At 69.7% G+C, this 14,523-nt stretch carries 11 protein-coding genes; 7 read left to right on the forward strand and 4 right to left on the reverse strand.

Annotation, left to right across the window (positions count from 1 at the left end):
* Positions 1–94 precede the first annotated feature (94 nt).
* A complete protein-coding gene (gene trhA / locus CSC62_RS10195) occupies positions 95–796 on the forward strand; it encodes a PAQR family membrane homeostasis protein TrhA (RefSeq protein ID WP_246194336.1) in 702 nt (233 codons plus the stop codon).
* Between the two features lie 82 nt (positions 797–878).
* Positions 879–2,867, forward strand: a complete 1,989-nt coding sequence (locus CSC62_RS10200) for an AsmA family protein (RefSeq protein WP_162406078.1) — start codon at positions 879–881, stop codon at positions 2,865–2,867.
* A gap of 6 nt (positions 2,868–2,873) precedes the next feature.
* Here CSC62_RS10200 and CSC62_RS10205 read toward each other — a convergent pair whose 3' ends face one another.
* Genes CSC62_RS10205 through mtgA form a run of 3 tightly spaced genes read right to left on the reverse strand, consistent with a single transcriptional unit; the run spans position 2,874 to position 5,046 of the window.
* Positions 2,874–3,302: a CBS domain-containing protein gene (locus tag CSC62_RS10205; RefSeq protein WP_162406079.1), complete on the reverse strand. Its 429-nt coding sequence runs from the start codon at positions 3,300–3,302 to the stop codon at positions 2,874–2,876.
* On the reverse strand, positions 3,262–4,293 hold the full coding sequence (locus tag CSC62_RS10210; protein ID WP_162406080.1) for a glycosyltransferase family 2 protein: 1,032 nt from the start codon (positions 4,291–4,293) through the stop codon (positions 3,262–3,264). Before CSC62_RS10210 ends, CSC62_RS10205 begins: the two co-directional genes overlap by 41 nt.
* Before the next feature lie 45 nt (positions 4,294–4,338).
* The gene (gene mtgA / locus CSC62_RS10215) at positions 4,339–5,046 is read right to left on the reverse strand and encodes a monofunctional biosynthetic peptidoglycan transglycosylase (protein ID WP_246194344.1); all 708 of its coding nucleotides are present in this window, start codon (positions 5,044–5,046) and stop codon (positions 4,339–4,341) included.
* A gap of 145 nt (positions 5,047–5,191) precedes the next feature.
* Between mtgA and hslO the strand changes: the two genes are divergently transcribed.
* From hslO to CSC62_RS10240, 5 genes are all read left to right on the forward strand, one after another.
* Positions 5,192–6,124, forward strand: a complete 933-nt coding sequence (hslO, locus tag CSC62_RS10220) for an Hsp33 family molecular chaperone HslO (RefSeq protein ID WP_162406081.1) — start codon at positions 5,192–5,194, stop codon at positions 6,122–6,124.
* A 170-nt stretch (positions 6,125–6,294) separates the two neighbouring features.
* On the forward strand, positions 6,295–7,143 hold the full coding sequence (locus tag CSC62_RS10225; protein WP_211368975.1) for an XOO1806 family protein: 849 nt from the start codon (positions 6,295–6,297) through the stop codon (positions 7,141–7,143).
* A gap of 480 nt (positions 7,144–7,623) precedes the next feature.
* Entirely contained in the window at positions 7,624–10,506 is a 2,883-nt protein-coding gene (locus CSC62_RS10230; RefSeq protein ID WP_162406083.1) for a TonB-dependent receptor plug domain-containing protein, read from the forward strand.
* A gap of 170 nt (positions 10,507–10,676) precedes the next feature.
* On the forward strand, positions 10,677–12,506 hold the full coding sequence (locus CSC62_RS10235; protein WP_162406084.1) for a tetratricopeptide repeat-containing sulfotransferase family protein: 1,830 nt from the start codon (positions 10,677–10,679) through the stop codon (positions 12,504–12,506).
* On the forward strand, positions 12,503–13,096 hold the full coding sequence (locus tag CSC62_RS10240; protein ID WP_162406085.1) for a 2OG-Fe(II) oxygenase: 594 nt from the start codon (positions 12,503–12,505) through the stop codon (positions 13,094–13,096). Before CSC62_RS10235 ends, CSC62_RS10240 begins: the two co-directional genes overlap by 4 nt.
* A 27-nt stretch (positions 13,097–13,123) precedes the next feature.
* On the opposite strand, the gene CSC62_RS10245 is transcribed toward CSC62_RS10240, so the two are convergent.
* Positions 13,124–14,419: an aspartyl/asparaginyl beta-hydroxylase domain-containing protein gene (locus CSC62_RS10245; RefSeq protein ID WP_162406086.1), complete on the reverse strand. Its 1,296-nt coding sequence runs from the start codon at positions 14,417–14,419 to the stop codon at positions 13,124–13,126.
* Between the last annotated feature and the right edge of the window lie 104 nt (positions 14,420–14,523).

Consider the following 14,523-nt stretch of genomic DNA (forward strand, 5'->3'; position numbering starts at 1 on the left):
ATTCGACCGCCCTGCGTATCGAGGCCCGCGCCGGCGACTGAACGGACGGCGCGGGCACGGTGCGAGCCTTGCTGCGTTGCGGTAATTTAGCCGCATGATCCACACCCCCCGGCTGCAGACCCTGCGCGCCCGCAAGCGGGCCGACCACCTGCTGGACATCCGCGACGAGATCGCCAGCGCCCTGACCCACGGCCTGGGCGCGGTGCTGGCGCTGGCCGGCGGTGCGGTCCTGATCACCCTGGCGGCGATCTACGGCGACGGCTGGCAGCTGGCTGGCGCGATCGTGTTCGGCGTGGCCCTGCTGCTGCTGTACCTCGCCTCCACCCTGTACCACGCCATCCAGCACCCGGTCGCCAAGGGCCGGCTGAAGGTGTTCGACCACTGCGCGATCTACCTGCTGATCGCCGGCACCTACACCCCGTTCACCCTGATCGGTCTGCGCGGCCCATGGGGCTGGGGGCTGTTTGCCGCGATCTGGACCCTGGCCGTGGCCGGGGTGGTGTTCAAGCTGTTCTACACCGGCCGCTTCAAGCTGCTGTCCACCGCGATCTACATCGCCATGGGCTGGCTGGTGGTCGTGGCGATCAAGCCGCTGCTGGTCTCGCTCGACGGCTGGACCCTGGGCTGGCTGCTGGCAGGTGGCGTTTTCTACACCCTGGGCACCTACTTCTACCACCGCGAGTCGATCCGCTACTCGCACGCGATCTGGCACATGTTCGTGATCGCCGGCAGCGTCTGCCATTTCGTCGCCGTCACCGCCCAGGTGTTGATGCCGCGGCTGCAGCACGCGGCCTGAGCCGCAACCTCCTCTTCACTCCTGTTCACCTGCGCGGCCCGCGTTTCGCATGCCGTGCACGCGGCCTGCCGATACTGGCCGCATGAATGCGACCTCCTCCGCATCGCCCTCCCGCCTGTCAAGGCTCCGCCGCTGGCGGCCTTCGCGGCCATCGCGCCGCACCGGCACCGTCCTGGGCGCGATCGCCGCGGCCCTGCTGGCACTGTGGCTGCTGTGGGACTGGAACTGGTTCAAGGGCCCGCTGGAGCGCGCGGTGAGCGGCGCCACCGGCCGCGAGTTCCGGATCGACGGCGACCTGGACGTGGACCTGGGCCGCACCATCACCGTCTCGGCCGAAGGCCTGCGCCTGGCCAACGCCGACTGGTCGAAGCAGGCGCGGATGGGCCAAGCCGACCGGGTGGAGATCGACATCGCGCCCTGGCCCCTGCTGGCCTTGCGCCTGCGGATGAAGGAAGTCCGTGCGACCCGGCCGGACATCTGGCTGGAGACCGCGCCGGAGGGCGGCGGCAACTGGGAGTTCGGCGAGCGCGAGCCGCAGTCCGGCGAGCCGCGCTGGCGCCTGGACCGGCTGTGGATCAAGGACGGGCGGCTGCGCTTCACCGACGCTCCGGAAAAGACCGACGTCGACATCGCCCTGTCCAGCGTCGCCCCGGCCAACCCGCAGGAGCGCCAGGCCGGATCGCCGGTGGCGGTGACCGGCACCGGCCACTGGCGCGGCGCGGCGTTCCGGCTGCAGGGCCAGGCGGCCTCGCCGCTGGACCTGGCCGACAGCGACACCCCCTACCGGATCGATCTGGACGCGCGCGCCGGCGCCACCCGTGCCAGCGCCACCGGCACCCTGACCAATCCGTTCCGCTTCCAGACCTTCGACCTGCGCATGAAGCTGTCCGGGCAGGACCTGGAGGACCTGTACCCGCTGCTCGGCCTGGCCCTGCCGCCCTCGCCGCCCTATGCGCTGGACGGACGCCTGCGCCGCAATGGCGACCTGTGGCGCTACGACGGCTTCCAGGGCGAGGTCGGCGACAGCGACCTGTCCGGCGACGTGCAGGTGGACGTGTCCGGCGCACGCCCGGTGTTCACCGCCACGCTGCTTTCGCGCCGGCTCGATTTCGACGACCTGGCCGGCTTCCTCGGCGCGCCGCCGTCCACCGGCGGCGACGAGACCGCCAACGCCGAGCAGAAGGCGCTGGCCGCGCGCCGCGCCGCCAGCCCGCGGCTGCTGCCGGACACGCCCTACGACCTGGAAAAGCTCAACGCGATGGATGCGGACGTGCGCTGGCGCGCGCAGAAGATCCACGCCCCGAAGCTGCCGATGATCGAGGACATGGATGCGCACCTTTTGTTGCAGGGCGGCCTGCTGCGGCTGGAGCCGCTGAACTTCGGCGTGGCCGGCGGCGACGTGCGCTCGACCATCCGCATGGACGCGCGCAAGGCGCCGATCGACACCCGGGCGCAGATCGCGGTGCGCAGGGTGGAACTGCCCAGGCTGTTCACCCAGGCCGAGCTGGCGCAGGGGGCGGCCGGCCGGATCGGCGGCGACATCGTCGTGCACGGGCGCGGCAACTCGATCGCCGCGATCCTCGGCAGCGCTGATGGCGACATCGCCCTGGGCATGGGCCGCGGCCGGATCAGCAACCTGATCATGGAACTGGCGGGGCTGGACATCGCCGAGGCGCTGAAATTCCTGATCACCAAGGATCGGCAGGTACCGATCCGCTGCGCCTTCGCCGACTTCGGCGTGCGCGACGGTCTGATGACATCGCGCGCGCTGGCCTTCGACAGCACCGACACCATCATCGTCGGCGAGGGCACGATCAACCTGAAGGACGAGAGCCTGGACCTGCTGCTGCGACCCAGGCCCAAGGACCGCAGCATCCTCTCCCTGCGCTCGCCGCTGCGGGTGAGCGGTACGTTCAAGGATCCTTCGTTCCGTCCGGACATGGCCGCCCTGGGCGTGCGCGGCGCGATCGCCCTGGCCCTGGGCAGCATCACCCCGCCGGCGGCCCTGCTGGCGACCTTCGAGACCGGTCCGGGCGAGGACAGCGACTGCGGCGGGCGGTACGCGCGCTGAGGCCGCTCAGCCGGCGATGTAGCGCTGCAGCTGCTCCAGTTCCAGCTGCTGGTCGGCGATCACCGCCTTGACCAGGTCGCCGATGGAGATGACGCCGACCACGCGGCCCTGCTCCAGCACCGGCAGGTGGCGGATCCGGCGCTCGGTCATCAGCTGCATGCACACCGGCACCGAGGTATCGGGCTCCACCGTGACCACCTGCGCGGTCATGATCGCGCTGGCCGGGGTGTCGGCCGAGGAGCGGCCCTGCAGGACCACCTTGCGGGCGTAGTCGCGCTCGGACAGGATCCCGGCCAGTTCCTCGCCGCGCAGCACGAGCACCGCGCCCACGGACTTCTGCGCCATCAGCCGGACGGCCTCCAGCACCGGCGCCCCGGGCGCCACCGCGAACACCTCAGCCGGCTTGTCGGCCAGCAGCTGACGTACCGTGCGCATGGGCAGCACCTCCGTTCGCGAACCTTGGCGGCGAGGATACTCCTGCCGCGTCGGGTTGCCACGTCTCGACCAGGTACAAGGGGCGCTGCTTGGCTTCCTCGTACAGCCGGCCGAGGTATTCGCCGATCAGCCCCAGCGCGATCAGCTGCACGCCGCCCAGGAACATGATCACGACCATCATCGTCGGCCAGCCGGCCACCGGATCGCCCCACAGCAGGGTCTTGGCCAGGACCACGCCCATGCCGGCGAACGCCAGCAGGGCGCTGGCCAGGCCCAGGTAGGTCGCGATCCGCAGGGGCGCGGTGGAAAAGCTGGTGATGCCTTCCAGGGCGAAGTTCCACAGCCGCCACAGGCCGAAGTTGCTGCGCCCGGCCAGGCGCGGCTGGCGCCGGTACGGCAGGGCGATGCGGCGGAAGCCGACCCAGCCGAACAGTCCTTTCATGAAGCGGTGGCGCTCGCGCAACTGGCGCAAGGCGGCCAGCGCGCGCGGCGACAGCAGGCGGTAGTCGCCGGTATCGGCCGGCACCGGAGTGCGCGACAACCGCCCGATCAGCCGGTAGAACGCGGCCGCGGCGGCGCGCCGGATCCAGCCCTCGCCCTCGCGCGCGATCCGGGTGCCGTAGACGTCGTCGTAGCCCTGGCGCCAGAGCGCCACGAACTCGCCGATCAGCTCCGGTGGGTCCTGGCCGTCGGCGTCGAGGATCATCGCCGCGCCCTGCTCGACCAGGTCCAGGCCGGCGGTCAGCGCCGCCTCCTTGCCGAAATTGCGCGACAGCCGCAGCAGGGCCACCTCCGGATCGGCGGCGGCGATCGCCTGTAGCACCTCCCAGGTCGCGTCGGCGCTGCCATCGTCCACGTACAGCACCCGGGTCCGCACGCCGTCCACGCGGTCGAGTGCGGCGCGCAGGCGCGGATGCAGCAGGGGCAGCGACGCGGCCTCGTTGCAGGCGGCCACCACCACGGTCAGCAGGTCGTCGGAACGGACATCCATGCGCCGATGGTACGCAAGCGCGCACGGCGGCGGACAGCGGCCGCGCTACTCCAGCTGCCGCAGGTAGTCCTGTCCGCCGATCTGGCGCACCTGGCGCTGGATCCAGGCCGCGCGCTTCTGCACGTAGGGCCCCGGGCGGGCGGCGCTGTAGCGGCGCGGCGCCGGCAGCACCGCGGCCAGGCGCGCGCTCTCGCCCGCGGCCAGGCGCGAGGCGTCCTTGCGCCAGTAGCTGCGCGCCGCGGCCTGGGCGCCGTAGATGCCGTCGCCGAACTCGGCCACATTGACGTGTATCTCCAGGATCCGGCGCTTGGGCCACATCGCCTCGATCAGCAGCGTGTACCACGCCTCCAGGCCCTTGCGCAGCCAGCTGCGGCCCTGCCAGAGGAACAGGTTCTTGGCCACCTGCTGGCTGAGGGTGCTGCCACCGCGCAGGCGCTTGCCCTTGGCGTTGTGGTCCAAAGCCTTCTCGATCGCCGCCAGGTCGAAGCCGGAATGGGTGGCGAAGTTCTGGTCCTCGGCCGCGATCACCGACAGCGGCAGAGAGGGTGCGATCGCCTCCAGGTCGCGCCAGTCGTAGACCACCCGGAAGCCCCACTCGCCCTGGCCCCAGGCCTCGGCCTGGCGGGCCAGCATGAAGGCCGAGGTCGGCGGATCGAGGAAGCGCAACACCGCCACCTGCAGCGCGGTGATGCCGACGAACAGGACCGGCAGCCACAGCAGCCGCCGCAGCCAGTGGCGGCGGCGGCGCGGCAGCGGGACGGCGCGGACGGCGTCGGGAGCGGTGTCGATGGCGCGGGCCTCGGTCGGTGCCCGGCCGGGATGGCGGACAAGCGGACGAATGGTAGCGGCTGGCCGCCTTCACTTGGAAAGCCGGGCGGACGCCCGCATTGTGCTGGCCATGGACAACGAAAACGCCTCCCTCTCTCCCGCCACCGCAGCCGACGGCGACGACCGCTGCGGGCGCTTCCTGCTGCCCGAAGCCGGCGTGCGCGGCGTCTACGTGCGCCTCCGCGGCAGCTGGCGCGAGCTGCTCTCGCACGCGCACTACCCGCCCGGCGCGACCGCCCTGCTCGGCGAGGCATTGGCGGCGGCGACCCTGTTCACCGGCCACACCAAGGTCGAAGGCCGGCTGTCGGTGCAGGTCCGCGCCGGCGGGCCCCTGCGTTCGCTGTTCGCCGAGTGCACCGCCGCCGGCACCGTGCGCGGCATCGTCCAGCTCGACGAGGGCACAGACACCCCGCGCGCGCCCTCTGCCCTGGGCGAGGACGCCCTGCTGGCGGTGACCATCGAGAACCCGGGCCTGGACCCGCGCGAGCCGCAGCGCTACCAGAGCCTGGTCGCGCTGGGCGACGCCGGCTCGCTGGCGCAGGCCTTCGAGGATTACTTCCGCCAGTCCGAACAGTTGCCGACCCGGCTGCTGCTGGCCGCCGACGGCGACACCGCCGCCGGGCTGATGCTGCAGAAGCTGCCGGGCGAGGAAGGCGATGCCGACGGCTGGGACCGCGCCGGCGCCCTGTTCGACACCCTCGGCGAAGCCGAACTGCTGGCCACCGATCCGCAGGTGCTGGTGCATCGGCTGTTCCACCAGGAGCAGCCGGCCCTGCTGGGGGAGAAGCCGGTCCGCTTCGGCTGTTCCTGCTCACGCGAGCGGGTCGAGGCGATGCTGCGCAGCCTCGGCGAGGAGGAGGCGCGCGCGGCCGCCGAGGCGACCGGCGCTGTCGAGGTCCGCTGCGAGTTCTGCGGCCGCGAGTATCACTTCCCTTTGGCCGGGATCGGCGTATTGTTCGGGCAGCCATCGGCGAACGCGGAAGCGCCCGAAAGGCTGCAATAAAACGGTTCCATCAGTAACGGGCTCGACGGTTCCGGGGAGGGGCGGCGACTTGTTAACCAAATGTAAATCGCCTAGCATCGCTTTCCCGCCCTGGCGGGAACTGTCCTGCTGCCCGACGGTCTGAACCCCCGCCCATGTCCTTGCGCCGCCTGCCACTGCTGGCCTGCCTGCTGACCGCGATGCTCGCGGCCACGGGTGCGCACGCCCAAAGCAAGGCCGGCGGCAACCAGGGCCAGACCGTGCTTCCGGTGTGGAACAAGGGCAGCGGCAAGGTCGAGGCCGTGCTGCTGCTGGAACCCACCGGCGAAGCCAGCCCCGGCGCGCGCTGGCGCTTCGGCAACCATTCGCTGGACGCCGCTTTCGGCCTGGATGCCGGCGACTCGCTGGGCCTGCTGTGCAGCAGCACCAGCGGCGCCAGCATCAGCAGCCTGGCCAGCCGCTGCCTGCTCGCCAGCCTCGGCGACGACCGCGGCGAAGCCAATGGTCGGCGCCTGGCCGCAACCACCTCCATCAGCCGCCAGAACGGCCGCTTCGGTTTCAGTGCCGGCACTACCCAGGGCACCGCCCTGCCGAGCTGGCTCAACACCGAAGGCGGCACCGCACTGGCCGCCGGCAATGGCCGGATCGAGCAGCACGACCTGCAGGTCTTCGGCCAGCGCGCCATCGGCACCGAAGCCTACGTCTCCATCGCCGGCACCTACGCCCGTGCGCGCCTGGTCCCGCTGGCCGAGGCCGCGCCCGGCCTGGTCGAGCGCTGGGACAGCAAGAGCCTGAGCGTCGGCGGCGGCTACGGTCCGTTCAGCGCCAACATCATCGGCCGCGTGGTCGACGTGCCGGGCCAGCCCAGCAAGTGGGAAGGCCTGGGCCTGGGCCTGACCTGGCGCACGCCGTGGAGCGGCCAGCTCACCGTCGGTGCCGAGAACGTGGTGACCCGCGGCCGCAATCCCTTCGCACCGCCGACCAATGGCGAGGGCGACGAAGGCACCGTGCCTTACGTGCGGTACGAGCAGGGGCTGTAGAGCCAGCACCCCGGCAGCGGTGCCGCTTCGCACGGCCCCGGCCCTTTTTCCTGATCGATCACACGCTGGATCCGGATGGATCGGCAGCGCGCGCGCTGCGTGATGGCCCTGCCCCGCGCCGATGCGGATCGCACCCTGGCCCACCGATGCACATTTGCACTACCGAACCCAATCGGCCGGTTTGCGGCATTCAACCGGGAATGCTCGGATTGGCAGGAGAAGGTTTCAAGGGAAATAGTTTCCCTATTCAGATAATGTCGCGGCGCACCATAAGGATGCAAAGCCGCGCCAAAACAGCGCATTCAGCACTTCGGTGGGGCCGCTCTTCCTCCACTTGCGCCGGCAGGAATTAACAACACTTTAATTCCCGGGCAAGCGCAACTATTATCGGCCCACCCCAGATGGGCAGTGGCCTCGCACCGGCCGTGCCTACAGGGCATCCAAGGACTCAACCGTCCCCAGAACAACCTGGAGAAGAGAATGAAGCACAAGACCAACAAGCTGCGCGAGGCGATCGGCCTGGCACTCGCAGCGGGTGTCATCGGCGTGGCAGGCAATGCGTTCGCGCAGGACACCAACAGCGAAGTGAGGAGCCTGGACGCCGTGCAGGTGACCGGTTCGCGCGTGGCCCGTGTCGAAACCGAAACGGCCAGCCCGGTCGTGGTCATCGACCGCGCCGCCATCGAGCAGACCGGCAAGCTGACCCTGGGCGACCTGATCCAGGAAATGCCGGCCATGTCCGGCGCCCCGACCAACCCGCAGGTCAACAACGGTGGCGGCGACGGCTCCTCGACCATCGACCTGCGCGGCCTCGGCTCCGAGCGTACCCTGCTGCTGGTCAATGGCCGCCGCGTCGTCAACAGCGACGTCAACTCGATTCCGGCCTCGGCCGTGCAGCGCATCGAAATCCTGACCAGCGGCGCTTCGGCCGTGTACGGCTCGGATGCGGTCGCCGGCGTGGTCAACTTCATCCTGCGCCGCGACTTCGAGGGCCTGACCGGCTCGATCGACGTCGGCATGACCCCGAGCAAGCAGGACGGCCAGCGCACCGGCGGCTCGGTGACCTTCGGCCAGGCGGGCGACCGCGGCAACGTCATGGTCGGCCTGAACTACAACCAGTTCGACGGCATCTCCTCGGCCGACCGCGACTACTCCAAGGACGCGACCTACCTGTACAGCGGTGCGGTCACCGTGTTCGGCTCCAGCCGCAACCCGAACGGCCGCATCTACTTCCCGGCCGGCAGTGCGCTGGCCACCCAGTACGGCTGTACTTCGGTGACTCTGACCCCGGGCGCCTCCGGCGGCTCGCAGAGCGACTACCGCTGCTACAACGGCGCCACCGATTCGTACAACTACCAGGCCGCCAACCTGATCATGACGCCGCAGGAGCGCACCAACGCGTTCTTCCTGGCCAACTACCAGATCAACGACCGCCTGAACGCGTTCGCCGAGGTCTACCACAACAAGACCTCCTCGAACTTCGCCATCGCCGCGCTGCCGTTCGACGCCAACAACGACGGCGTTTCGATCTCCGCCGACAACTACTACAACCCGTTCGGCCAGGATTTCGGCCCGGTTGCAGTCGGCACGCCGCAGAACTTCCTGACCCGCTGGACCTCGCTGGGCCAGCGCCGCTCCTACTACGACACCACCACCTCGCAGGTGGTCGTGGGCCTGGAAGGCTTCGTCGGCGACACCTGGAAGTGGGACGCGGCCTACAACTACGGCCATTACTACAGCGAGAACACCAGCTACGGCTACGTGGACTACAACAGCCTGGCCGACGCGCTGGGCCCGTCGTTCATGGACACCGATGGCGTGGTCAAGTGCGGCACCGCCGGCAACGTGATCGCCGGCTGCACCCCGCTGAACATCTTCAACATCTTCGACCCGACCTCGATCGAGATCATGAGCGCGGCCGAGGCCCGGCCGGTCTACTCGACCATGTACCAGACCCGCAGCTTCGAGGCCAACGCCTCGGGCGAGCTGTTCAGCCTGCCGGCCGGCGCGGTCCAGGCCGCGTTCGGCGCGTCCTGGCGCGAGGAGTACCAGAACAGCAAGGTCGACTACATCGCGATCGCCGACGAGTCCGGCCGCTGCATGATCTCGCAGGAAGCCTGCTCCTCGCCGGTCGGCGGCAAGTACGACGTGTCCGAGGTGTACGGCGAACTGTACGTGCCCCTGCTGGCCGACATGCCGTTCGCCCAGCTGCTGTCGCTGACCGTCGGCTCGCGCTACTCCGACTACAGCACCTTCGGCGACACCACCAACAGCAAGATCCAGCTGGAGTGGCGCCCGATCGACAACCTGCTGCTGCGCGGCACGGTGGCCGAAGTGTTCCGCGCCCCGACCATCGGCAACCTGTATGACGGCCCGCAGGGCGACGCCCCGCAGCTGCAGGACAAGTGCACCGGCTACGGTGCCGCCGGTACCCCGCGCGACCACGAGAACGCCTGCGGTGCGGGTGCGGGTGCCACCGCGATCCCGACCACCGGCATCGCGCCGGCCGCCACCAGCCAGTCCAACGGCGTGTGGTCCGGTTCGGTCGCCGCCGGCTTCGACCTCAAGCCGGAATCGGGCAAGTCGTTCTCGTACGGCTTCGTCTACGACCCCGAGTTCGTCCCGGGCCTGTCGGTCAGCGTCGACTACTGGCGCCTGTACCTGAACGACACCATCACCCGCGCCGACGCCCAGATCGTGGTCGACACCTGCTACGCCGATGACAGCCACCCGTTCTGTGACTTCATCAACCGCTACGCGGACGGCCAGGTCGACTTCATCCGCGAGCCGATGGTGAACCTGGGCCGCCTGGATACCCAGGGCTGGGACATGGCGCTGCGCTACCGCCTGCCCGACACCGCCTGGGGCAACTGGATGTTCGGCCTGGACGCCACCTACATCAGCCAGTACGACAACGACGTGAACCCGCTCAGCGAAGAAGATGCGGTCAAGCACATCGCCGGCACGTACAACAGCTCGTACGGCATGTACGCGCGTACCCGCGGCCGCGTGTTCATCAACTGGAACAAGGGCGACCTGTCGCTGAACTGGCGTGCGCGCTACGTCAGCGGCTTCGAAATCGGCAGTGACGACCCGACCCAGGGCGTCAGCGCCGACGCCGGCTGCCAGTACGACGACGCCTACTGCTACGAGCAGCGCTTCGACGATTACCTGGTCCACAGCTTCAGCGCCGCCTATGCGCTGCCCTGGTTCAACTCGAAGATCGAGCTGGGCCTGGACAACGCCTTCGACAAGCAGCCGCAGATCCTGTTCCAGAACAACGTGCTGAACGCCAACACCGACGTGCAGACCTTCGATACGGTCGGCCGTTACCTGTGGGCGCGTTACACCTTCAACTTCTAAGCTACACGCGATAACTGCAGTATCTTGGCCGCGCGGGTTTCCCGCGCGGCCTTTCTTTTTTTCCGGACAGGGCCAATGGTTCGCGCCGCCGTTCGGCGATACTTGCCATTCCCCATGCGCGCCCCGCCGGGCGCCGCCGGCGCACCTGTCACCGCCCAGTCCGACATCGAATGAATCCCGACGCCATCCCGCACGCCTTCTCGCTGTTCCAGTCCGGCCGTTACCCGCAGGCCGAGCAGGTCTGCCGCCAGGCGCTGCAAGAAGCTCCGGGAGAGGAGAGCCTGACCCTGCTGCTGGCGATGTCGCTGCAGGCGCAGGGTCAGGAAGCCGAGGCGGCCTCGCTGTACGAGGCGATCGTGCGGCTGCGTCCCGCCATCGCCGGCCACTGGGCCAACCTTGCCCTGTCCCGCCGCCGTCTGGGCGAGTTCGCCCAGGCCGAGCACGCCTACCGCCAGGCGCTGGCGCTGGAGCCAAGCAATACCGGCTTCCTCACCGACTATGGCCTGTTGCTGATGGACATGGGCAGGATCGCCGACGCCCGCCACCGCTTCCTCGACGCGGTCGACCTGGATCCAGGCGCGCTCGAGGCGCGGATCCACGCCTCGCTGGCCTGCTTCGAGTGCGGCGACGCCCAGCGTGCCGCCGCGCTGATTCCTCCGCCTGCCGCCTGGCCGCAACTGCCCGATGCCTTGCGCGAGGAACTCGCCACCGCGCTGATGCAGATCGGCCGCACCGGAGAGGCCGAGTCGCTGCTGGCCGCACCAGGGATGCAGCAGGCGCCTTCCGGCCTTCTGCATCTGGCCCAGCTGTACGAACGTACCAACCGCACCGGCGAATCGCGGACCCTGCTCGAACAGGCCATGGCCCGGGCCGGCGAGTCCGACCGCCAGCTGCGCATCGACCTGCTGCAGCTGCAGGCCACCCTGGACATGCGTGCCAAGGATCATGCGGCGGCCCGCCGCTCCGCCACGGCCGCGCTGGAACTGCGCCCGCACGTGCAGGCCGAGGCCAACATCCAGTTCATGCTGGCCACCATCGCCGACAAGGAGAAGGATCCGGCCAAGGCGATGGCGCACCTGGAACGCGCCCACGCCATCCAGTTCCGCCTGGCCGAGGACGTGGTGCCGGAGATGGCCCATTCCAATGCCGAGCCCCTGCAGGTGGCGTCGAAGTGGCTGGAAGCGGGCCAGTGCGGTTTCGCCGCCGACGCCGGGCCGGAGCGCTCGCCGGTGTTCATCGTCGGCTTCCCGCGCTCGGGCACCACCATGCTCGAGCAGATGCTCGACGCCCATCCCGGCTACGCCTCGATGGACGAGCGCGCGACCCTGCAGCGCTGCATCGAGCGCATGCAGGTCCAGGGCGTGGAATACCCGTATGGCCTGGACGCGCTGTCCGCCGTCCAGGTCGAAGAGCTGCGCCAGGTCTACTGGAGCGAGGTGGCCAAGGTGGTCGAGTTGCAGCCCGGCCAGGTGCTGGTCGACAAGAATCCGCTGAACATGCTGCGCCTGCCGATGATCGCCCGGCTGTTCCCGCGGGCGAAGATCATCCTGGCCCTGCGCCACCCCTGCGACGTGCTGCTGAGCTGCTACATGCAGAACTTCCGCTCGCCGGCGTTCATGGTGCTGTGCTCGAGCCTGGAACGGCTGGCGCGCAGCTACGTCAACGCGATGCGCTTCTGGATCCACCACCAGGCCCTGCTGGCGCCCGACACCCTGGTCCTGCGCTACGAGGACACGGTCGGCGACTTCCCGGCCCAGGTGCAGAGGATCGCGGACTTCCTCGGCATCGCCGACAGCGGATTCCTGGCCGAGTTCAGCGGCCACGCCGCGGCCAAGGGCTACATCAGCACGCCCAGCTACTCGCAGGTGGTCGAACCGGTCAACAGCCGCGCGGTCGGACGCTGGCAGCCGTATGCGCGCTGGCTGCAACCGGCCTTGCCGATCCTGCGGCCGGTGGCCGACCATTGGGGCTACGACCTGTCTTCGCCGCCCGCGCCATGAAAGCCCTGACCGACTACATCCAGACCTTCGACGACGCCCTGCCGGAAGACTTCTGCCGCAAGCTGATCGACGGCTTCGAGGGCTCCAGCGGTTTCCAGGCGCCTAACGGCCGCGGCTACCGTCCGGGCCTGGACGACAGCCGCTGGACCGAGCTCAACCTCAACCGCCTGGCCGACCCAGCGTTCCTCGGCTTCTTCCTGACCCGGATCGAGGAGTACCTGGGGCGTTACAACGAGCGCCTGGGCCTGACCATCCCGGTGCCGTTCCGGCCGCGTACCGACCGGCTGACGATGAAGAAGTATCGCGCGGACGCCGGCGACCGCTTCCAGCCGCACTTCGATTCGATCGACGAGGTCGCCGGCCGTTACCTGGTGTTCCTGTGGTACCTCAACGACGTGGCCGAGGGCGGCGGCACCCGCTTCGTCGACCTGGACGTGGAAGTACGGCCCAAGGCCGGCCGGCTGCTGGTGTTCCCCCCGTACTGGATGTTCCAGCACGTGGGCGGCGCACCTGCGTCCAACGACAAGTACATCCTCTCGACCTACCTGGTGTTCGACCGCAAGGCCGATCCGGACCGCCCGCACGTGTGAGCGCCGCGCCGGCCACGGCGGTGTGCCTCAGTCTACCCCGGCCTGGCGATTGAAATCGCCGATCGACTCCACCAGGCGCCGGATCGCCAGCACCTCGGCCGGGCGCAGGCGCGGGTGCCAGGTGTCCAGGATCATCACCACCCGCAGCCGGTCGCTGTGGTTCCAGGCCTGATGCAGGAACGAGTCGTCGAAGGTGACGCAGCGCCCTTCCTGCCATTCGTGCACGTCGCCGCCCACTTCCAGCGCGCAATCCGGCGGCACGATCAGCGGCAAATGGGTCACCACCCGGGTGTTGGTCACGCCGTGGTGCGGCTTGATCACCGTGCCCGGCGACAGTAGAGAGAACAGCACCTCCGGCGCGTGCGCGTCGATCCGGGTCAGCGGCACCTGCGTCAGCGCCGCGGCGGTGGCCGGGCAGGCCTGCAGCCGCTCGCCGAACTCCTGGCCGTGGCGGTAGAAGAAATAGGCGTCCCATGCTGCCGCGTCGAGGTCGCCGCGACTGCCGAGGTAGTCGTCCTTGCGCGCGCCCTTGCTGAAATCCAGGAACGGCTGCAGGCCCTCGCGCTCGCCCAGCACCCTTTGCAGGTCGGCGCGGATGCCATCGAAGGCCGACTCCAGCGCCTCGTACCACGGGAACAGTTCGCGGGCGAAGTACGGCTCCGGCTGCAGGTCGGGCACGTAGAAGAAGGTGGGCCGCTGCCTCGGGTCCGGGCTCTGCAAGGGCGCCAGGCCGAGGTAGCCCTCCAGCGCGCGGCGCACCCGTACCAGCTCGTCCAGCCCGTATTCCTTGATCAGCGGCTCGATCGCGCCGAAGAACAGTTCCGGTCGGCCGACGTCGATCACCCGCATCGCCTGCCTGACCCGGTCGCGCAGCGCCGGCGCGGTGCTGCCGTCGTCCAGCCAGCGGCCCTTGGCCTGGGCGCCGGTGACGGCGCGGAAGAACTGCACCAGCGCCTCCGGGTGCCGGCCCAGCGCCTGCAGGGCCTCGGCCAGGTGCAGGCGGATGTGGAAGGCGTCCGGCAGCAGTTCGGTGCTTCGCTCGAACGCAGCCCGAGCCGGCTCGTCGCCGCTCATGCGCAGCCGGCAAATGCCCAGCCGGAACCAGGCCTCGCCCGAATCCGGCCGTGTCTGCAGCAGGCGCTCCAGCCGCGCCATCGCCTCGCCGTGCCTTTGCAGCAGGATCAGGCTATCCACCGCACCCAGCTCCAGCTCCAGCGACTCCGGTTCGGCGGCCAGGCCGAGGTCAGCCTCGCGCAGCGCCTGCGCCGGGTTGCCGGCCTGCAGGCTGGCCCGCATCTGCAGCAGGTGGAGGGTCGTGGTCATGCGGCGGCTCGTCCTGGCGATGCGCCGATGATACGGGAGCACCCGGCGCCGGGCGCATGCCAGCGCCGCGCCGCACGCCGGGATAGCATCCGCCCCGCGCTGCC

Source organism: Pseudoxanthomonas jiangsuensis (assembly GCF_010093185.1).
GTDB classification, from domain to species: domain Bacteria; phylum Pseudomonadota; class Gammaproteobacteria; order Xanthomonadales; family Xanthomonadaceae; genus Pseudoxanthomonas; species Pseudoxanthomonas jiangsuensis.

What these genes read in the sequence shown, in the direction of transcription:
- CSC62_RS10205 (WP_162406079.1), bottom strand. Translation starts at nt 3,302, where the DNA reads ATGCGCACGGTACGTCAGCTGCTGGCCGACAAGCCGGCTGAGGTGTTC.
- CSC62_RS10245 (WP_162406086.1), bottom strand. Translation starts at nt 14,419, where the DNA reads ATGACCACGACCCTCCACCTGCTGCAGATGCGGGCCAGCCTGCAGGCC.
- CSC62_RS10230 (WP_162406083.1), top strand. Translation starts at nt 7,624, where the DNA reads ATGAAGCACAAGACCAACAAGCTGCGCGAGGCGATCGGCCTGGCACTC.
- CSC62_RS10240 (WP_162406085.1), top strand. Translation starts at nt 12,503, where the DNA reads ATGAAAGCCCTGACCGACTACATCCAGACCTTCGACGACGCCCTGCCG.
- CSC62_RS10200 (WP_162406078.1), top strand. Translation starts at nt 879, where the DNA reads ATGAATGCGACCTCCTCCGCATCGCCCTCCCGCCTGTCAAGGCTCCGC.
- hslO (WP_162406081.1), top strand. Translation starts at nt 5,192, where the DNA reads ATGGACAACGAAAACGCCTCCCTCTCTCCCGCCACCGCAGCCGACGGC.
- CSC62_RS10210 (WP_162406080.1), bottom strand. Translation starts at nt 4,293, where the DNA reads ATGGATGTCCGTTCCGACGACCTGCTGACCGTGGTGGTGGCCGCCTGC.
- CSC62_RS10235 (WP_162406084.1), top strand. Translation starts at nt 10,677, where the DNA reads ATGAATCCCGACGCCATCCCGCACGCCTTCTCGCTGTTCCAGTCCGGC.
- trhA (WP_246194336.1), top strand. Translation starts at nt 95, where the DNA reads ATGATCCACACCCCCCGGCTGCAGACCCTGCGCGCCCGCAAGCGGGCC.